This is a genomic window from Glaciimonas sp. GG7 (assembly GCF_052976905.1).
Map to the genome: position 1 here is coordinate 1 of NZ_JBRIIQ010000041.1, position 18,242 is coordinate 18,242.

General features: G+C 53.1%; 20 protein-coding genes. 5 read left to right on the forward strand and 15 right to left on the reverse strand.

Going from position 1 to position 18,242, the window contains the following annotated elements:
* Positions 1-17: 17 nt before the first annotated feature.
* From ACVBEF_RS11355 to ACVBEF_RS11405, 11 genes are all read right to left on the reverse strand, one after another.
* The gene (locus ACVBEF_RS11355; protein ID WP_447124052.1) at positions 18-272 is read right to left on the reverse strand and encodes a hypothetical protein; all 255 of its coding nucleotides are present in this window, start codon (positions 270-272) and stop codon (positions 18-20) included.
* Between the two features lie 237 nt (positions 273-509).
* Positions 510-1,466 carry a DUF979 domain-containing protein gene (locus tag ACVBEF_RS11360; protein ID WP_447124053.1) on the reverse strand — a complete coding sequence of 319 codons (957 nt, stop codon included), beginning with the start codon at positions 1,464-1,466 and terminating at the stop codon, positions 510-512.
* 2 nt (positions 1,467-1,468) lie between these two features.
* On the reverse strand, positions 1,469-2,206 hold the full coding sequence (locus ACVBEF_RS11365; protein WP_447124085.1) for a DUF969 domain-containing protein: 738 nt from the start codon (positions 2,204-2,206) through the stop codon (positions 1,469-1,471).
* Between the two features lie 131 nt (positions 2,207-2,337).
* The gene (pxpA, locus tag ACVBEF_RS11370) at positions 2,338-3,186 is read right to left on the reverse strand and encodes a 5-oxoprolinase subunit PxpA (protein ID WP_447124054.1); all 849 of its coding nucleotides are present in this window, start codon (positions 3,184-3,186) and stop codon (positions 2,338-2,340) included.
* A gap of 7 nt (positions 3,187-3,193) precedes the next feature.
* Positions 3,194-4,210 carry a 5-oxoprolinase subunit C family protein gene (locus tag ACVBEF_RS11375; protein WP_447124055.1) on the reverse strand — a complete coding sequence of 339 codons (1,017 nt, stop codon included), beginning with the start codon at positions 4,208-4,210 and terminating at the stop codon, positions 3,194-3,196.
* Positions 4,207-4,905: a 5-oxoprolinase subunit PxpB gene (pxpB, locus tag ACVBEF_RS11380; protein ID WP_447124056.1), complete on the reverse strand. Its 699-nt coding sequence runs from the start codon at positions 4,903-4,905 to the stop codon at positions 4,207-4,209. Before pxpB ends, ACVBEF_RS11375 begins: the two co-directional genes overlap by 4 nt.
* A 200-nt stretch (positions 4,906-5,105) precedes the next feature.
* Complete coding sequence (locus ACVBEF_RS11385; protein WP_447124057.1) at positions 5,106-5,633, reverse strand: redoxin family protein; 528 nt, start codon at positions 5,631-5,633, stop codon at positions 5,106-5,108.
* 200 nt (positions 5,634-5,833) lie between these two features.
* Positions 5,834-6,499, reverse strand: a complete 666-nt coding sequence (locus ACVBEF_RS11390) for a BON domain-containing protein (RefSeq protein WP_447124058.1) — start codon at positions 6,497-6,499, stop codon at positions 5,834-5,836.
* On the reverse strand, positions 6,492-7,088 hold the full coding sequence (locus ACVBEF_RS11395; protein ID WP_447124059.1) for a phosphoheptose isomerase: 597 nt from the start codon (positions 7,086-7,088) through the stop codon (positions 6,492-6,494). The genes ACVBEF_RS11390 and ACVBEF_RS11395 overlap by 8 nt, the downstream gene beginning before the upstream one ends.
* 94 nt (positions 7,089-7,182) lie before the next feature.
* Entirely contained in the window at positions 7,183-7,593 is a 411-nt protein-coding gene (locus ACVBEF_RS11400) for a YraN family protein (protein WP_447124060.1), read from the reverse strand.
* Between the two features lie 9 nt (positions 7,594-7,602).
* Positions 7,603-8,772, reverse strand: a complete 1,170-nt coding sequence (locus tag ACVBEF_RS11405; RefSeq protein WP_447124061.1) for a penicillin-binding protein activator — start codon at positions 8,770-8,772, stop codon at positions 7,603-7,605.
* A 12-nt stretch (positions 8,773-8,784) separates the two neighbouring features.
* On the opposite strand from ACVBEF_RS11405, the gene rsmI reads away from it, so the two are divergent.
* Together rsmI and ACVBEF_RS11415 are read left to right on the forward strand one after the other, a co-directional pair.
* The gene (gene rsmI / locus ACVBEF_RS11410) at positions 8,785-9,705 is read left to right on the forward strand and encodes a 16S rRNA (cytidine(1402)-2'-O)-methyltransferase (RefSeq protein ID WP_447124062.1); all 921 of its coding nucleotides are present in this window, start codon (positions 8,785-8,787) and stop codon (positions 9,703-9,705) included.
* Positions 9,706-9,937: 232 nt separating this feature from the next.
* Positions 9,938-11,830 carry a potassium transporter Kup gene (locus tag ACVBEF_RS11415; RefSeq protein WP_447124063.1) on the forward strand — a complete coding sequence of 631 codons (1,893 nt, stop codon included), beginning with the start codon at positions 9,938-9,940 and terminating at the stop codon, positions 11,828-11,830.
* A gap of 68 nt (positions 11,831-11,898) precedes the next feature.
* Here ACVBEF_RS11415 and ACVBEF_RS11420 read toward each other — a convergent pair whose 3' ends face one another.
* From ACVBEF_RS11420 to ACVBEF_RS11435, 4 genes are all read right to left on the reverse strand, one after another.
* A complete protein-coding gene (locus ACVBEF_RS11420) occupies positions 11,899-12,156 on the reverse strand; it encodes a BTH_I0359 family protein (protein WP_447124064.1) in 258 nt (85 codons plus the stop codon).
* A 211-nt stretch (positions 12,157-12,367) separates the two neighbouring features.
* Positions 12,368-13,891: a YifB family Mg chelatase-like AAA ATPase gene (locus ACVBEF_RS11425; RefSeq protein WP_447124065.1), complete on the reverse strand. Its 1,524-nt coding sequence runs from the start codon at positions 13,889-13,891 to the stop codon at positions 12,368-12,370.
* Between the two features lie 16 nt (positions 13,892-13,907).
* Positions 13,908-14,150 (reverse strand): accessory factor UbiK family protein, encoded by a 243-nt coding sequence (locus ACVBEF_RS11430; RefSeq protein WP_447124066.1) that lies wholly within the window; start codon positions 14,148-14,150, stop codon positions 13,908-13,910.
* A gap of 97 nt (positions 14,151-14,247) precedes the next feature.
* A complete protein-coding gene (locus ACVBEF_RS11435; RefSeq protein WP_447124067.1) occupies positions 14,248-14,976 on the reverse strand; it encodes a GNAT family N-acetyltransferase in 729 nt (242 codons plus the stop codon).
* Positions 14,977-15,275: 299 nt separating this feature from the next.
* On the opposite strand from ACVBEF_RS11435, the gene ACVBEF_RS11440 reads away from it, so the two are divergent.
* The 3 genes from ACVBEF_RS11440 to amt are packed head-to-tail and all read left to right on the forward strand — an operon-like array spanning position 15,276 to position 18,037.
* Positions 15,276-16,106, forward strand: coding sequence for a TorF family putative porin (locus ACVBEF_RS11440; RefSeq protein WP_447124068.1), 831 nt, complete (start codon positions 15,276-15,278; stop codon positions 16,104-16,106).
* Positions 16,107-16,117: 11 nt separating this feature from the next.
* Entirely contained in the window at positions 16,118-16,456 is a 339-nt protein-coding gene (locus ACVBEF_RS11445) for a P-II family nitrogen regulator (RefSeq protein ID WP_447124069.1), read from the forward strand.
* 12 nt (positions 16,457-16,468) lie between these two features.
* A complete protein-coding gene (gene amt, locus ACVBEF_RS11450) occupies positions 16,469-18,037 on the forward strand; it encodes an ammonium transporter (RefSeq protein ID WP_447124070.1) in 1,569 nt (522 codons plus the stop codon).
* The last annotated feature ends 205 nt before the right edge of the window (positions 18,038-18,242 follow it).

Consider the following 18,242-nt stretch of genomic DNA (forward strand, 5'->3'; position numbering starts at 1 on the left):
TCTCCGACTCAGTAGTTCTATGCCGAGTACCACGGACAAGCACGAATCGATGCTTCCTTGCGAATAGCGCCATACAACAGCCAATCAACCGATGGCACCAGCCCCGACACACCGGACAGACGGGCAAGAGCCAGTTCCGCTGCACGGTTCTGTGCAACGTAGGAGTCCGTAGAGAGCGGAGGGTCAGCAGGAGGCAAAGCGTGCGGAACGAAGGCGCGAATCGCTTCGCCTAACGTTGTGGTGATGACGTAGCTGCCAGCGGATCGATGCATTTTAAAGTCTTCTTTAATACGTTGTTACGATATTAAAGTATTCTTTAATATGACTGCAAGGTATTTAAACTAACTTTAATTCGCGCCTTCAGCATGGTCGTCAAGTTCCTGGCCGTGATTGAAAGAATCGAATCAGTGGTTCAAGACGCTTTTTCCGACAGTCCTCATCCCGAATCTGACAACGACTAACGACGCTATAAAGCGCTAGCTGTAGCCCTGCCCATATCACTACCTTCACTACCAATTCATCAAAAAATACAAAAGAAAAACATTCACCACCAACAACGCCAACGCCGTCGGCAATTGCGCCTTGATCACAGCGTTTCGATCAGGCAACTCCAACAGGGCGACAGGGACCAGATTAAAGTTCGCCGCCATAGGCGTCATGAGCGTGCCGCAATAGCCGGAAAACATCCCGATGGCGGCCATCACCGCCGGATTGGCATGAAATACCCCCACCAATACCGGCACGCCGACCCCGCCTGCCATCACCGGAAATGCGGCAAAACCGTTGCCCATCACGATCGTAAACAACGCCATGCCGAATACGTAGACCATCACCGCGATCAATTTGTAATCCATATTGATATACGACGTGGTGAGATGGGCCACCGCCTTGCCCACGCCTGCGTCGGAAAACACCAACCCCAACATCCCCAACATTTGCGGCAAGAGCACAGCCCAACCTAGCGCCTCGGTCAAGCGTCGTGATTCACGCATCGCTTGCACCGGCGTGTCGTGGGTGAACCAGCAAGCCAGTCCGAGCGCGACGATGCAACCGATGCCCAGACTGACGAGCGTAATGTTTTTGGGGTCGAGCAAAAAACTATCGCCAATTTTGAAGTTATGCAGCAGCACAGCCCCCATCACCGTTACCAGCGGGATGGCCAGCGCCGGAATAAAGAGTTTATTGCCTAGTCGGGTAGCACTAGCGCGTCGTGCTGTATCGGGAAGTTCGACATGTTTGCCCGCTCCTACACCGCCAAACCCGGCGATTAACGCCATCAAGATCACGCCAAGACCAACCAGCGCTGGCGGCAAGCGCTCACCGATTAAAAAAGCCACAGCAAACAGGCCCCAGAACACAGCGCTGGACCAGCGTCGTGCATTGCTGCTGTCGCACAGCGTCATGATGGCCGTGATCGCCAGGATCACGCCGACCAGGTAGTACAACCAGGTGATGGAAATAATCATCGTTATTCCCCCGCCTTGACTTGCTCTGCTGACAGAGAAGCCGAGGCTATGCGGTATCCCATCTCCCGGTCCAGCGCAGCGTCTAGTCGCGATAAGCGGAAACCATGAATCACAAAGGCCGATATCGCAGTCGGAATCCCCCACAACGCAATATGCAGCGGCTCCACATCAATCCCGGCTTCATGCAGAAAAGTCGACATCAGTACGATGGCCCCGAAGGCGACAAAAATATCTTCCCCGAAAAACAGGCCGATATTGTCGGTGGCCGCGGCATAAGCGCGCAACTTGAAGCGAACTGCATCGGTCAATTTGCCGTAGCGGGTTTCGGCCGCGCCTTCGGTCATCGGTGCCAACAACGGTCGCACCATTTGCGGATGACCGCCCAGACTGGTTAAGCCGATGGCGGCGGTCAATTCTCGTGCGGCCAGATAGACGATCAGCAAACGGCCCGCGGTGGCCGATTGTATGCGCCCTATCCAGTGCTGCGCATGCAGACGCAAACCGTGGCGCTCTAGCAATCCGATAATAGCCAGCGGTAGCAGAATGATGAGCGGTAAATTACGGGTTTTGATAAAGCCGGTACCGATTTCTGCCAACACCTGTTCAGCAGGAAACTGTGCTGCGATGCCGGTGACAATCGCTGCAGCGGCAACCACCAGCATGGGATTGAAACGCAGGATAAAACCGGCAATGATGACAACGACGCCGATGAGCGGCCATAGATTGATTGCACTGATGATGGGGGCCATGTGATCTCCACTATTTTGTTAATTATTTTACTAACGGATGTCATGCATTCTGTTCAAGCTGCCTCATGAAAGGTATGCATTTAGGCAAGACTAAGGTAGTTCTCTCGTTTATATATAAAAAATTACTTTAATAAAGGAAACAACGAAAACCGGTCCGCGTCGGAGGATATTTCTTGCCTGCCTGGGGCAGCGACAATCATCCCTTCTTGCGCCAGACGGGCTCGGATACGTTGCGCAAATACGAGCGCATGCGCGCCATCCCCGTGCAAGCAAACTGTGTCCGCTTTTAAAAAAATCCAGCTTCCGTCTATGGTCTGCACCTTATTTTCGCGCACCATGCTCATCGTTTGCGCTAGCGCATGATCCTCATCCTCAATTAACGCGCCTGGCGTGCCGCGCTGAACCAGAGTGCCATCGGTGTTATAGCCCCTGTCAGCAAACACTTCCTCGATGGCGACTAAACCCGCGCCTTTGGCGGCGGTGATAAGCGCGCTATTGGCAAGGCCATACAACGCCAGCGACGAATCAAAATCACACACCGCAGCCACAATTGCATCGGCCAGTTTAGGGTCGCACGCGGCTTGGTTATATAGCGCACCGTGCGGCTTAACATGGGAAAGTCGCGCGCCTTGCGACTTAGCAATCGCCGCCAACGCACCGATCTGGTAGAGAATCCCGCTATAAATTTCTTGCGCCGACACTTGCATCTCAGAGCGACCAAAATTGTCGGGATCATAAAAGCTCGGATGCGCACCAATGGCGACGCCGTATTGGATCGCCCAAGCAACGGTTTGCTGCATCAGCGCCGCGCGACCAGCATGCCAACCGCAAGCGATATTGGCCGAACTGATCAGCGCCAGTAAGGCTTGATCGTTCGCTCCGCCTTCCCCGAGGTCGGCATTCAAATCGATGGTAAGGCTACCATCGCAGGTCGATATCGCGGATTTATCCTTTTTATTGATCGTCTTCATGATTTCCTCATTTTTTTGACGCATGCAGCCACGACATAGCCATGTCGATTTGTTCCAAAAATAACGTTTCGTTATTCAGTTCCTGACGCGCTTGTTCGATATCGGATTCAACGAATTGCAACGTCCGGTTAAATCGGAGTTGCGCGAGTTTGGCGATGTCAGCGGCAATCACAACGCCAATTTTAGGATAGCCGCCGGTCGTTTGCGCATCTGCCATCAACACAATCGGCCAACCGGCAGGGGGAACTTGAATGACGCCAGGAAAGACACCGTGTGACAGCATGCTGTCGCCCCCGTTCTGCGCATCGGCACTCTTTTTGATTTTTAGCTCCGGCCCGGATAAGCGAAACCCCATGCGATTGCTTTGCGGCGTCAGCGTCCACGGGCTACTCCAGAAAGCGCGTTGTGCAGCCACCGTAAACAGCCCATATTCAGGACCGGGCATTACCCGAATGGGGAGCGGTTGTGCTGCACGAGAGTCGGTATCGATGCTGTACCAATCCGGTGCACGAATACCAAACGGGCGCGCAGCGCGCAAGATCGCCGCCGCCGAGTCCTCCGGCATTGCAGTCGTCAATCGATCACCTTCGAGCAGCGCACGACCACCATGTCCGCCAAATCCCGCTGCCATATCAGTCGCTCGGGAGCCCAGCTGGACGGCGACATCGATCCCACCAGCGATGGCAATGTAGGTCCGCATGCCGTGTCGTGCCGCATGCAAGGTGAGTGTCTGCCCGGCACGCACCGGCAGGCTCCACCAAGGCCAGACGCGCCTGTCGTCCAGCGTGGCAGCAAAATCAGCACCACCGATCGCGATGCGCGTATCGGCAGTAAATCGCAAGACACACGGGCCGAGCGTGATTTCCAATGCTGCGGCGTCAATCGGGTTGCCGACCAGTTTGTTGACTATCGTCAATGCAACCCGATCCAGCGCCCCGGCCTGACAAATACCTAAATGACGAAAACCGCTGCGTCCCAGATCCTGGACCGAATTCATCCGTCCGGCGCGAATGACGTCGATCATGGCAATATCTCCTTTGCCAAAAATCGGACCCGATCCCCCGGTTGCAACAGGGTCGGCGGCTGCGCCTTAGGATCGAATAAATGCACATCCGTGCGCCCGATGAGTTGCCAACCGCCGGGAGATGCCGCCGGATAGACGGCAGTTTGGCTGCCGCCAATAGCGACCGACCCGGCTGGCACGACCAACCGTGGCTCGCCGCGTCGCGGCGTCGCTAACAGGGGATCGAGTCCGCCCATATACGCGAAGCCGGGTTGAAAACCGAGAAAATAGACGATGTAATCAGCGGCAGTGTGGCGTTTGATAATTTCAGCTATCGATAATCCAGTATGCTCGGCCACCACAAGCAGGTCGGGTCCGCCGTCGCCGCCATAGATGACGGGAATCGTGATTTGACGCCCAACTTTTGGGGTGGCAGCGGTCTTACTTTTACTCTGCCATGCCGCCAACAATTTATCGGCCAGACCATCTGCATCGGCAGCCAGCGGATCAAACAGTACGGTCAGATTATTCATGCCGGGGACGACGTCAATGACATGCGGCCATGTTGATGCTTTGGCGGCAATGGCCCATAGACGATATTGGCACGCAAGCGTGGGATGCGAGCCTGTGCGCGATCCGATGGTAAGTACCAGCGCACTTTCGCCTAACGGTTGAATATCCGCTTGTTGCCCTGGCGCATGGAGTGCATCGGTCATCGCACACATTTCTTTCTGCGCATTGTGCGCGGTGTAAAAACGGGTGTAGAAGAGATGGCGACGGTTGTGGTTTTTTACCGCATCGCCTTTACCACTTGAGGATACGCAGGTTGCCAATTACGTGCTGGAAAAACTGGTGCAAAAAAAAAGCGCACGGATAATTTCCTGTGCGCTTTTTGATGGCGTTGCGGCTCACTACATTAAGCTGCCAGCGCCTTATCGATTAATTGATGCAATTCGGTGAAGGATGGTTCGCCCACGTAACGCTTAATAATATTGCCCTCCTTGTCTATGACAAAAGTGGTTGGCGTGAGCCTGACATCGCCAAACGATTTTGCCAGCTTGTCGTTGGTATCAAGCGCCACCTGAAACGGTAAGCCGCGTGTTTTGACAAAATTGAGAACATAGTTAGGTGGATCGTAGCTCATCGCGACGGCGACGAAATCCAAGCCCTGTGCTTTGTATTTATTGTAAGTATCGATCATTTTCGGCATTTCACCCACGCAGGTGGTGCAACTGGTGGCCCAAAAATTGACCATGACGACTTTGCCGCGCAAGCTTTTCAGCGAGACTTGTTCACCCTTTAAATTGGTGAAGCTGACATCCGGTGCGGGATTTTTATGCGACAAAGACAGTGCCACAAATAAACCAATCACCGCCACAATAAGCACGGCTGCGAGCTTCACCCAAAGCCGCTTGCGCGGTACGGCATTTACTTGAGATTGCATACAATATCCAATAGGGAGTCAGGCTGGAAGGGATTCATTATAGTCATCTGTCTTTGGTTGTGCTGGCGTGGCCGGATACGTCGCAAAATATTAATATATTAACAAGAACTCAAAAGGCAATGGTGCGCCAATCAAACCCTTAAAAAAATAGCCGCCGGAAAAATTACCCAGCGGCTAAATGATTAAACATCCTTACCGATTTACTGTTTTGGCGCGCTCGACAACTGCGTCAATTCGTCTTCGGTCATGTAATCAAATACCTTGACGACTTTTTGGACACCACTCACACCGGCTGCGATTTCTGCCGCGCGGGTGGCTTCACGTTCGGTTGCGCGCCCCATCAGGTAGACAACACCGCGTTCGGTGACAACTTTGACGGCATTCCCAAACACATCCTTGGCGTCTAGCAGCGAAGCCTTCACCTTGCTGGTGATAAACGTATCGGTAGAGCGTTGCGAGAAGCTTGACGGTGCGTCTACGACCATTTCGTTGACGACAGAATGCACGCCCTCGATCGATTTAGCTTCTTTTTCTGCCGCATCTTTGGCCGCTTGGTCGCGTACTTCGCCCGTTAACAGCACGGTACGATTGAAACTGGTGACGTTGATATGGCTTGGTTCGCCAACAACCCCGGGAATCCGCGCCTCGCCTTTGATCGCGATGGTTTTGTCATCGGTTTGTGCACCCAGCGTGCGCCGGTCGGTTGCAGCAAATCCGCCCACCACTGCGCCACCTAACATTAAACCGACGCAACCTTGCAAACTCATGACGACCAGCCCGCATAAGGCCACTTTAGCCAACGGGCCACGTACGCTTATCCAACGTTTTTGTATATTGCTTTGACTCTTACTTTGATCATCAATCATTCACATCTCCTCCGAATAAAGCGACATCAATGCCGTCGCACAAGCAGTGAATTGTCAGCAAATGGACTTCCTGAATGCGCGCGGTACGATCATGCGGCACACAGATATGGACATCGGCTTCTGTCAATCTTTGGTTCATCGCGCCGCCGCCTTTACCGGTCAACGCTACTACGCGCATATCGCGCTCTATTGCGACATCAATTGCGGCCAAAATGTTGGCCGAGTTGCCGGAGGTCGTAAACGCCAACAGTACGTCGCCCGCTTGTCCAAACGCTTGCACTTGTTTGGAGAAGATTTCGTTGTAGCTGTAATCGTTGCCGATCGCCGTAATAATCGAGGTGTCGGTGGTGAGCGCCATGGCTGGCAGCGGCAAGCGCTCACGTTCAAATCGCCCGACCAATTCGGCCGCAAAATGCTGACTGTCGGCAGCAGAGCCGCCGTTGCCGCAACAAAGAATTTTATTGCCGTTCGACAACGCAGAAAACATAAGTTCCACGGCTGCGGCAATGGGTTGCACCAATTCTGCGGCAGCGTTGGTTTTGAGTTCGGCGCTTTCTTGGAAATGCGCCAGGATACGTTGATTAATCATGGTCGGTTACTTGTAAAAGAGTTAAAGAGGTTAGCAGATTGCGCTGCATATCATGTAAGTAAGTGTTAAGTCAGGATTTACGCACAAGCAAACATCAGGCATCGAAAGCATTTTTTATCCATTCGGTGACATCTCCATCAATGGCAATAACATCAAAGCGGCAAGCTGGCGGTTGTCGGTAGCGCTGCAAAAAATGCTGTGCGGCGATAATCAAGCGACGTTGCTTGCTCACGGTGACGCTCGCCGCTGCACCGCCGTGATGCAAGTTGGCGCGCTTTCTGACTTCAACAAAGACCAGTGATGCTGGGGCGTTCGTAGTCGTATTGTCTTGCATGATCAAATCAATCTCGCCACCTTTGCAACTGAAATTGCGCTCGACCAGTGTTAATTTACGCTGCTGCAAATAGGCCAGGGCCGCATCTTCTGCCAATTGGCCGCTGACTTGACGTGCGTTTCGGCGATCTGGCAATTGCATACGCAAAGAAAGCGTTTTAAAAAATGTCATAGACGGTAATTAGCGACTTTCCAGCGGCACCGCAACGCCATCCTGATACACCGCTATCGGCTCAGTACGCTCAAAAACGGGCATCCCGACACCGAAGCTGATATGCAATTTACCGGTCGCACCGTCGATCTGGAAAGCCGGATGGCGTTGCGCCACATAACGCGCTACATGCAGCGCATCAATACCCAATGCATATAAACGCTCCAGATCAGCATTACGCGCAGCGCCATCAGGCACGATCTGGCGCGGATATTGCACGATGGCCGGACTGTCTGGCGTCAGTAACCAAGGGATATCAAGCAACCGGACGCCGTTGAGCGCGATCAAATGATCGCTGTCCTTGCCGATAGGCGAATTGAGTTGGGAAATCCCATACATCGGCGTATCGGCACCAATAGCGCCGCGTACTTGTAGTGCCTGATCGGCAGTCAGCGCCACAAATAATGCAGATGGATGTTCAGTGTCGATAAGTTGTTTGAGTTGCACCAGAGCGTCCGGGTTGGCAACACCTTGCACCATCGTCAGCGTCATCTCTTGAGCCTGCAATCCAACATGCGCGGCCTGCTGCACAAAGGCGTTGGCAACACGATGCTGCCAACTCGTCCCTGTTGCGATCACAAAAACTTTACCGGGACCTCTCTCAGCGCTGACCCAATCGGCCACCTGACGGGCCTCAGTCTCGATGGACAAGCCTATGTTAAGTACCATCGGCGGTAGTTTTGCATCATCATCGGTGGCATTGGATTGCGCATTGGATTGCACATCAGGTTGGGTCAAGGCGATCGTCGGCTTGCTTATCTTGCCGCTTTGGACAATCGCCGTAATGCCGGTGCGTGACAACGGACCGATCAGAATATCGAACTTCTGACTCGCAGCGAGATAAGCGGCGAGCATGTCGGTCGGCGTATCAGGCACTTCAATCACGGTGACCGCGAGCTGCTTCTTGTCGTGTTCATACGCGGCCATAAAGCCATTACGCAGCGCCTGGGCAGCACTGCCCAATGGGCCGGAGCGGGCCGGCAATAGCAAAGCGACGCTCGCCAGCGGGATATGATCAGCGCCGATATCATTGGCGAGCTGCTCCACAACGGTTGTATTTGCCAGCGCAGCCGGGCACAATCCGTGCAACATGACACCCGCCAACAACAGCAACAATGGCTTGGCCCACTTCAATAACATCGATAACTCCCCATGACTGATCAATCTGCCAGCAAACTCCTCAATCTGCCGATTTTGTCGGAAGTGGGTCTGCAAACCTATCCGACCTCGACATTATATGTGCTGGCCACACCAATCGGGAATGTCTGCGACATCAGTTTGCGTGCGCTCCATGTGCTCTCGCTAGTGGACGCGATCGCTTGCGAAGACACCCGAAATACCGCGCATTTGCTGGGTCGCTACGGCGTCTCCAAGCCATTAATCGCCGCGCATCAGCACAATGAACATGAAGTCGCCGAAAAAATCGTTGCGCGATTGCAAGCCGGTGAGCGTATCGCGCTGGTGTCCGACGCCGGTACGCCAGCGGTGTCAGACCCGGGTGCGCGGATTGTCGACGCGGTCCTCAAAGCAGGTTTGCGCGCCCTGCCCTTGCCGGGGCCATCGGCGGCTATCGCGGCATTGTCGGTGAGTGGTTTGGTGAACGATCAATTTCAGTTTGTCGGTTTTTTGCCCAGCAAAGCACGCCAGCGTGAAACGGTCCTGGCTAGTTTGGCCAGCGTCTCAGCAACGCTGATCTTTTACGAGGCACCGCATCGCATCGTCGAAACCGTGGACGCCTTGCTGCAAGCTTTCGGCCCAATCCGGCACATCGTACTGGCACGTGAACTCACCAAGTTGTTTGAGACCGTCCACCGTTGTCCTCTGGCCGATGCCCCTGCATGGTTGGCTGCGGACCCGATGCGGCAAAAAGGCGAATTTGTGATCCTGCTCGATTCGCCTCCCGTTGTGGTCGATGATGGCGCTGAAGGGGATCGGATTTTGAAGATTTTACTGGCTGAGTTATCCGTCAAACAAGCCGCCTCACTGGCCGCACAAATCAGCGGACAAAAGAAAAACGCTTTATATGATCGGGCTTTGGTATTAAAGGAGGCGATGCAAGATGCTGAGTTGTAACACTCAATTGATGGCATCAAATTACGGTACGGCAAGAAAGCAAGGTTATTAACGATGTATTTTTGCAACGTTTTCACCATGCTTAACAGCCATCGCTAGATGGGGTCCGGGTTCGAGCGTAAAATCCGCCAAATTGTGCAGTGCATGAGCACGACACTTTGCAAATAATGCATTTTGGCAAGTATCAAACTTTCTCCAAATAACTTGCCTGCGCATAAAGACGAAAGAAACCATGAGCACTACGCAAAAAGCACCATTTACCTCAGCCCGCCTTCATATTATTACTTTGGGTGCGTTAGGTGTAGTGTTCGGCGATATCGGTACGAGTCCGCTGTATGCTTTAAAAGAAAGTTTTAGCCCAGATCACGGCATCCCATTTTCCGCCAGCGCGGTGATGGGGATTATTTCGATGCTGTTTTGGGCCATCATGATCGTGGTCACGGCGAAGTATATTTATTTCGTCATGCGTGCCGATAATAACGGCGAAGGTGGCGTGCTGGCCTTAATGGCCCTCGCACTGCGTACCGCCAAAAACGGTTCGCGCTGGGCCAAATGGATCATGATGTTGGGCGTCTTTGGCGCATGCATGTTTTATGGCGACGTCGTCATTACCCCTGCCATTTCGGTGTTATCTGCGGTGGAGGGCTTAGAAATTGCCACACCCCGATTTGCACACTTTGTCGTTCCATTAACGGTCGTGATCATCATCGGCCTGTTTTTGATTCAGCGCCACGGCACCTCCATCGTCGGCAAAATGTTCGGCCCGGTGATGATGCTGTGGTTCCTCTCTCTTGGCTTGCTGGGTGCCTACAACATCGTTAAAGCCCCGGAAATTCTGGCCGCAATCAATCCTTACTACGCCTGGCAATTTATGGTCGAGCATGCGCAACTCGCGTTTGTGGTGCTCGGCTCGGTCGTGCTGGTCCTGACCGGTGTGGAAGCGCTGTATGCCGACATGGGGCATTTCGGGATCAGGCCCATCCGTTTTGCCTGGCTCTATACCGTCATGCCGTGTCTGATGCTGTGTTACTTCGGTCAGGGCGCTAACCTGATTGTCAATCCTGCGGCAGTAGCTAATCCCTTCTATCTCATGGTGCCCGATGCACTGCTGTTGCCGATGGTGATTCTCTCCACCTTTGCTACCGTCATCGCCTCTCAGGCCGTTATTTCTGGCGCGTTCTCGCTGACCAGTCAGGCAATTTTGCTCGGCTTCGTACCGCGCATGCGTATTTTGCACACGTCGGAAGACGAGCGTGGTCAAATTTACATCCCGGTCATCAACTGGATGTTAATGATTTTGGTGGTCGCCGTAGTGCTGGCCTTCAAGAAATCAGACAATCTGGCCGCGGCCTATGGCGTTGCCGTTACCGCCACGATGCTGATCACGACCATACTGGCAGCAGTCGTCATGCGCACTATCTGGAAATGGCATCCGTTAGTAGTGGCGCTGATTATCGGCATATTCTTTATTGTCGATTTCGGCTTCTTCGCCGCCAATCTGATGAAAATTCCTGATGGCGGCTGGTTCACGATCCTACTTGGCGTGATCACTTTCTTCCTGCTCATTACCTGGTATTCAGGCCGCATGCTGTTGCGTGAGCGCAGTCAGGATGAAGGAATTCCGCTGGAACCGTTTATTGAAGGCTTGCTCGCCCATCCGCCGCATCGAGTCGATGGCACAGCGGTGTTTTTGACCGGCAACGTCGCAACAGTACCGGTTGCGATGCTGCACAATCTGAAGCACAACCGGATTTTGCATAAACGCGTGTTCTTCCTGAAAATCAGTATCTGGGACATTCCGTATGTGGATGACAACAAACGCTTAACCCTGAAAGAATTAGGCGGCGATGTCTATCTGCTGCGCGCAGCATTTGGTTTCAAGGAAGCACCGGACGTCAACACCGTGATGGACCTGACTAATAAGCAATTCGGTCACGCCTTCGATTTAATGGATACCTCGTTCTTCCTGGCCCGCGATACGATCGTGCCGAGCAAGTTACCGGGTATGTGGCTGTGGCGTGAGAAATTATTCGCCTGGATGTATGCCAATGGCGCTAAGCCGTCGGACTTCTTTCATATCCCGATTAACCGGGTCGTTGAGTTGGGGACCAAGGTTGAAATTTAAGGACGAGACAGGATAAATAAGAAAGGGAGCCAGTTGGCTCCCTTTTTTTAATTCCGGATCCGTTAATTTTATTGCAACGTCACCGGCTGGCTCATCAGTGCATCGTAATTACCGAGAAACGCATCGATGTCTTCAATCGTTGGTTCCGAAGCAATCAGCTCTTCAACCCCTTGCCGGAAATACTCGGCCAAAGCGCCCGCAATAAAAATTTCCCGTTTAAATGATTTATCGACAATTTCATAGCCGCCGAAGCGTAATGCTTCTCTGTGTTCATCGGCTCCGAATTCAACGACGCTGTATTGGTCACTGTTGTAGATCAGGTTCATATGCGCTCCCTAAAGTTGGACAGAAGGTGATGATCGATAAGCAGTTTTCAAGCCAGCTAATGAAAATACTGTAAATATGCTCCATTTTTGAAAGTTAATAGGAATTGTTTTTCAGTGACTCAAACCACACTATTTTTTTAATATACGCCTTAGCCCATTCTTTTGTCGGGAATTAATGTAGACCACTCACGTCAATTGCAACCAGATATAACTATTTTTCCCGCAACGCCCGGCGATACTGAATCGCCTCAGCCACATGCGCCTTGGCGATACTCTCGCAGGCGGCCAGATCGGCAATCGTGCGGGCAATTTTCAATACCCGATGATAACCACGCGCCGACCAGCTCAGGCGCGTCATCGCGGTCTGCAATAACTGCTCTCCCTCCGCATCAGCCTTGCAATAAGTATCGATATCGCTAGTTGTCAGCGCGTTATTGCCTTTTCCTTGCCGGGCCATCTGAATGGCATGCGCTCGCTCCACACGCTCGGCAATGATGCCGGACGGTTCGCCATCGGCTTGCTTTTTTAACTCGTCATGGCGCAGTGCCCCCACCTGAATTTGCATGTCGATTCGGTCTAGCAAAGGACCGGAAATTTTATCTTGATAGCGCCCAATGTTATCTGGCGTACAACGGCACTTATGCGATGCATGGCCGAGATAGCCGCACGGGCAGGGATTCATCGCTGCGATTAATTGAAAGCATGCCGGGAAATCGGCCTGACGGGCTGCGCGTGAAATGGTGATGCGGCCCGATTCCAGCGGTTCGCGCAGGACTTCCAGGACACGACGGTCGAATTCGGGAAGTTCATCCAAAAACAACACGCCGCGATGCGCTAACGAAATTTCGCCCGGGCGTGGCACCCCGCCACCGCCGACCAGGGCCACGCCGGAAGCGGTGTGATGTGGGGCACGATAGGGCCGCACTTTCCAACTGCTACTGGAAAAGCCGCTGGTGAGCGATTGCACCGCTGCCGACTCCAACGCTTCGCGGTCTGTCATCGGCGGCAAAATACCGGGAAACCGCGTGGCCAGCATGGATTTTCCTGTGCCGGGAGGGCCTATCAGCAAGGCGCTGTGACTCCCGGCTGCCGCCACTTCGAGTGCGCGCTTGGCTTGCAATTGCCCCTTGACGTCGCTGAAATCGAGATACTGCGGCGGGCGTATCTGCGGGGCCGCAATATGACGGCTTAATCGTAGGTCAGGGTCTTTGGAGGAAAAATGCGCGCAGACGTGCAGCAAAGAATCGGCCGGGAAAATCGCCGCGTCGGTCACCAGCGCCGCTTCGTTGGCGTTCTGGCGCGGCAAAATAAAGGCGCGCTGTTTAGCGGAATTGTCTTCGGAGATCGTCATCGCAAAGGTCATCGCCAGTGCCCCTCTGATCGGACGCAGCTCGCCCGAGAGCGACAGCTCACCGGCGAATTCATACTTATCGAGCTGATCCGCCGGCATTTGACCCGACGCGGCCAGAATGCCTAAAGCAATCGGCAGATCGAAACGGCCTGATTCTTTGGGTAAGTCGGCGGGGGCGAGATTGACGGTAATTCTGCGGGAGGGAAATTCAAAACGGGCGTTTTGCAGGGCTGCGCGGACCCGGTCTTTCGATTCTTTGACTTCGGTTTCCGGTAAGCCAACGATGGTGAATGACGGCAGTCCGTTGGCGAGATGGACTTCGACAGTGACTTCCGGGGCTTGCATGCCTGCCAGCGCCCGGCTTTTTAATACCGCCAACGTCATAAAGTGGGGCGCGCTGTCATGGGCGCTTTATCAGTGCTTCGAGTTCCGTCACGCGTAACTCTAACAATTCGAGTTTTTCACGCGTGGCGGCCAATACCTGGGCCTGAACGTCAAACTCTTCGCGAGTCACCAGATCGAGCTTAGCAAAACCGCTGCTCATCATTGCTTTGACGTTTTTTTCGATGTCTTTAGCGGGGGAATTTTCAATCGCCTGATTGATCTTGGACTGAATATCTTCAAAAAAATTGGGCTTGTTCATGGTGATGCTCCTGTAAAAAACGTGAGAAATAATACGCGATTGCATGGCGTAGGAATGGAGAAAGACGTGCATCTTAAGCCTATCCCTCAAGACTGTCTTACACCGCCTCAGCGCCGCTTAACAAATTTACCCGGATATCGTTCAAGGATTGCCGTTGCCGCATCGCGTCATCGAAGTTGGCCGGGCTCAGCCAGAGTTCAAAGACAGCCCGTTGCAGCGGCCACGCATGATCGAGCAGAGAAAACCAGGCAGTATCACGATTATGGCCTTTGCTGACGCGATGCTGGCGAAAAATGCCCTCGGGCGTGAAGCCGAAACGCAACGCCGCCCGTTGCGAGCGCAGGTTACGGGTATCGCATTTCCACTCAAGCCGCCGATAACCGAGATCATCGAAGGCGTGGCGGGCCAGCAGATATATCGTCTCCGTTGCTTTACGCGTTTGTTGCATCGCCGCGCTAAACCAGATGTGACCGATTTCGATGCTGCCATGCTCGGGCGCGATGGCGAGGTAGCTGAGGACGCCTTGCGCTTCGCCGGTTTGCCGATCGGTCACCGTAAAAAACAGCGGATCGGTGGTTTTTTCGCAGGCGCTCAACCAAGCGGCAAAGTCATCCTGGTTACCAAAAGGGCCGACCGCCAGATAATCCCATTGACGCGCGTCCGCGGCATCACCGCTGGCGGCCAGATACAGGGCGTCGGCATGCAGTTTGGCGTCCAACGGTGCCAGACGGACAGCTTGTCCTTCTAGCACAACGCCCAAAGGCGCACGTACTGGCTGCCAATCGGGTAAGCAGCCGTCTTCATTTTCCGTCGTTAGTTGTGGCATGTTGCTCCTTGAAGGTCAGTTGGGGAAGTGTGAATTCAACACTTTTGATCAGAGTGTCGTTATTTAATTACCAAAGCACCAAAATAATGCAAAAAAATATTCATTCGCATTAATTCGGTGCGAAACTCCATTGATATTGCTGCAAGACACAAAGTTAAAACAATAAAAACATTATCAATCGACCTTAAAAGACATATTCATTACTTGTTATCGTGTTGGCACGACTCCTGCTAGAGAAAGAATGAACTTTAGTTAATGCCTTTCTTTATTTTTAATATTCATAGCCAACAGGATAGACGATGAAAAATCTGACGTACAAACTGATACTCGCTACAGCAGTAGCCTCGACACTGGTTACCGGTTTTGCCTATGCAGACGATGCCGCTCCCGTAGTTGCTGCCGCCGATGCTGCTGCGCCTGCTGCCGCAGAGCCAGTACCTGACAATGTCATCGCCTATAACATCGGCGCGGTCAATGATTACCGTTTCCGCGGTATCTCGCAAACCCGTTTTGATCCAGCCGTTCAGGGCGGTGTGGATTACACCAATAATCCAACCGGTCTGTATGCCGGTACATGGTTATCGAATATTAAATGGATTAAAGATTCGGTCAATGCTGGCGGCGTCAACGGCAAAGGCAATATCGAGTGGGATCTGTATGCAGGTCAGCGCGGCGATTTGCCGTTTGGCTTTACGTATGATGTCGGCGGTTTGTACTACTACTATCCGGGTAACAATCTGAACCTGGTTGCCAAGAATGCAGATACGTTCGAACTGTACGCCCAACTCGGCTACGGTCCTGGCTACTTCAAATACTCACAAGCACTGACTAATGCTTTCGGCGCGCCGAATAGCAAGAACAGTGCGTATTACGATCTGGGTGCCAATTTCGATGTCGGTTCCGGCATCACACTCGGCTTGCATTTCGGCCACCAGACCATCGCCAACGCTAGCTTCTTCAGCTACAACGACTGGAAAATCGGCGTCACCAAAACCTTTGACAGCCTGTATGGCGTAACGCTAGGCGCAGCTTTTATCGGCACCGATGCCAAGAAGGGTGCGTATGCCGCACCTGATGGCAAGAATCTTGGTAAAAACGGCGTGGTGTTCTCACTCGCAAAAACTTTCTAACTGAGGTCGATATGAAACTGATCACTGCAATTATTAAACCGTTCAAACTTGATGAAGTCCGTGAAGCGTTGTCAGCCATCGGCGTTCAGGGCATCACGGTCACAGAAGTAAAAGGTTTTGGCCGTCAAAAAGGGCATACCGAGTTGTATCGCGGCGCTGAATATGTCGTCGATTTTTTGCCTAAAACAAAAATTGAAGCAGCGGTCGATGATTCCATTTTAGAGCGCGCAGTTGAGGCGATCGAAACGGCAGCACGCACCGGCAAAATCGGAGACGGCAAAATATTCGTCCTCGATTTGCTAGAAGTTATTCGTATTCGTACCGGTGAGACCGGCAAAGATGCAATCTAAGGGACTATCAAAATGACTATTAAAAGAATTACCGCCACGTTCCTCGGGCTGATATTGGCTGCTGGCTTCATGCTGCCAGCCTCTGCCGCCGACGACACTTCCGCTTCTGCTGCTGCCAGCGCGTCAAGCATGGCTGCTGTTGCCGCGCCTGTTGCCGCTGCTGCTGCCGCCGAAGTTAAAGCAACTGTTGCTGCTCCTGCTGCTCCTGCTGCTGCAGCAACGGCAGCAACTGCGGCCGCTCCTGCCGCCGCTGCAACCCCGGCACCAGCAATCCCTAACAAAGGCGACACTGCCTGGATGTTGACTTGTACCGCGTTTGTAATTTTGATGACATTGCCAGGCCTTGGCCTGTTTTACGGCGGCTTAGTGCGCAGTAAAAACATGCTGTCGGTACTGATGCAATGTTTCACCATCTTCTCGCTGGTGATTGTGCTGTGGATCGTCTACGGCTACAGCATCGCGTTCACCGAGGGCAACGATTTCTTCGGGGGCTTCAGTCGATTGTTCCTCTCCGGCATGACACCTGATTCGCTGGCGGCAACGTTCAGCAAAGGTGTAGTCTTGCCAGAATTCGCCTTCGTCGTCTTCCAAGGTGCATTCGCTGCCATCACTTGCGCATTGGTCATCGGTGCCTTTGCCGAACGCGCCAAGTTCTCTGCCATCCTCGCCTTCACAGTCCTGTGGTTCACGTTCTCGTACTTGCCAATCGCCCACATGGTCTGGTTCTGGCCTGGTCCGGATGGCTTCACTGACGCTGCCGCTGCTGCAAAAATGACAGCGACTTCCGGTTGGTTGTTCCAAAAAGGTGCGTTAGATTTCGCTGGCGGTACTGTAGTCCACATTAACGCAGCGGTAGCTGGTTTAGTCGGCGCGTATGTTATCGGCAAACGTGTCGGTTACGGCAAAGAAGCTTTCAAACCGCATAGCCTGACATTGACCATGGTTGGTGCTTCATTGCTGTGGTTCGGTTGGTTTGGTTTTAACGCTGGCTCCGGTCTGGAAGCCAACGGCGGCGCGGCATTGGCCTTCATCAATACCTTAGTAGCTACAGCTGGCGCGGTATTGACATGGAGTCTGGGTGAGTGGGTTGGCAAAGGTAAGCCTTCCATGCTCGGCGGTGCTTCCGGTGCGGTGGCTGGTCTGGTAGTCATTACTCCGGCAGCAGGTTTCGTCGGTGTCGGCGGTGCCCTGGTCATGGGTCTGATTGCTGGTTTCGCTTGTTTATGGGGCGTAACAGGCTTGAAGAAACTCCTCGGTGCAGATGATTCACTGGATGTCTTCGGTGTGCATGGCGTCGGCGGTATCCTCGGCGCGCTTCTCACAGGTGTATTTGCTGCACCTAGCCTTGGCGGCGTTGGTATCTATGACTACGTCACAAACGCTGTTGCGCCAGACTACTCGATCAGCGGTCAGCTCTGGATTCAACTGCAAGGCGTATTGACGACAGTGATCTGGTCCGGTGTGGTCGCGTTTATCGCCTTCAAACTGGTCGATATCGTGATCGGCTTACGTGTGACAGAAGAAGAAGAGCGCGAAGGTCTGGACATTTCCAGCCACGGCGAATCGGCTTACCATAGTTAATATCGTTACCGGCCGGACCGCAGTGGTCCGGCAAGTTGGATAATCATTAGCATCCAATATTGCAAAGAAGCATAATCAAAGCGCCCTCATCCGGGCGCTTTTTCACATTTAAGGACTTTAAAAATAGCGGGTTGGCCTAATGTAATGGACCCTGTACAACCGATCTGGTTACCTGATGCAGCGCTTTCGCGCTCCCCGGAACACG

What these genes read in the sequence shown, in the direction of transcription:
- ACVBEF_RS11440 (WP_447124068.1), top strand. Translation starts at nt 15,276, where the DNA reads ATGAAAAATCTGACGTACAAACTGATACTCGCTACAGCAGTAGCCTCG.
- ACVBEF_RS11445 (WP_447124069.1), top strand. Translation starts at nt 16,118, where the DNA reads ATGAAACTGATCACTGCAATTATTAAACCGTTCAAACTTGATGAAGTC.
- pxpA (WP_447124054.1), bottom strand. Translation starts at nt 3,186, where the DNA reads ATGAAGACGATCAATAAAAAGGATAAATCCGCGATATCGACCTGCGAT.
- ACVBEF_RS11375 (WP_447124055.1), bottom strand. Translation starts at nt 4,210, where the DNA reads ATGATCGACGTCATTCGCGCCGGACGGATGAATTCGGTCCAGGATCTG.
- rsmI (WP_447124062.1), top strand. Translation starts at nt 8,785, where the DNA reads ATGACTGATCAATCTGCCAGCAAACTCCTCAATCTGCCGATTTTGTCG.
- ACVBEF_RS11425 (WP_447124065.1), bottom strand. Translation starts at nt 13,891, where the DNA reads ATGACGTTGGCGGTATTAAAAAGCCGGGCGCTGGCAGGCATGCAAGCC.
- amt (WP_447124070.1), top strand. Translation starts at nt 16,469, where the DNA reads ATGACTATTAAAAGAATTACCGCCACGTTCCTCGGGCTGATATTGGCT.
- ACVBEF_RS11395 (WP_447124059.1), bottom strand. Translation starts at nt 7,088, where the DNA reads ATGATTAATCAACGTATCCTGGCGCATTTCCAAGAAAGCGCCGAACTC.
- ACVBEF_RS11430 (WP_447124066.1), bottom strand. Translation starts at nt 14,150, where the DNA reads ATGAACAAGCCCAATTTTTTTGAAGATATTCAGTCCAAGATCAATCAG.
- pxpB (WP_447124056.1), bottom strand. Translation starts at nt 4,905, where the DNA reads ATGACCGATGCACTCCATGCGCCAGGGCAACAAGCGGATATTCAACCG.
- ACVBEF_RS11360 (WP_447124053.1), bottom strand. Translation starts at nt 1,466, where the DNA reads ATGATTATTTCCATCACCTGGTTGTACTACCTGGTCGGCGTGATCCTG.
- ACVBEF_RS11385 (WP_447124057.1), bottom strand. Translation starts at nt 5,633, where the DNA reads ATGCAATCTCAAGTAAATGCCGTACCGCGCAAGCGGCTTTGGGTGAAG.
- ACVBEF_RS11435 (WP_447124067.1), bottom strand. Translation starts at nt 14,976, where the DNA reads ATGCCACAACTAACGACGGAAAATGAAGACGGCTGCTTACCCGATTGG.
- ACVBEF_RS11405 (WP_447124061.1), bottom strand. Translation starts at nt 8,772, where the DNA reads ATGTTATTGAAGTGGGCCAAGCCATTGTTGCTGTTGTTGGCGGGTGTC.
- ACVBEF_RS11415 (WP_447124063.1), top strand. Translation starts at nt 9,938, where the DNA reads ATGAGCACTACGCAAAAAGCACCATTTACCTCAGCCCGCCTTCATATT.
- ACVBEF_RS11420 (WP_447124064.1), bottom strand. Translation starts at nt 12,156, where the DNA reads ATGAACCTGATCTACAACAGTGACCAATACAGCGTCGTTGAATTCGGA.
- ACVBEF_RS11400 (WP_447124060.1), bottom strand. Translation starts at nt 7,593, where the DNA reads ATGACATTTTTTAAAACGCTTTCTTTGCGTATGCAATTGCCAGATCGC.
- ACVBEF_RS11355 (WP_447124052.1), bottom strand. Translation starts at nt 272, where the DNA reads ATGCATCGATCCGCTGGCAGCTACGTCATCACCACAACGTTAGGCGAA.
- ACVBEF_RS11390 (WP_447124058.1), bottom strand. Translation starts at nt 6,499, where the DNA reads ATGATTGATGATCAAAGTAAGAGTCAAAGCAATATACAAAAACGTTGG.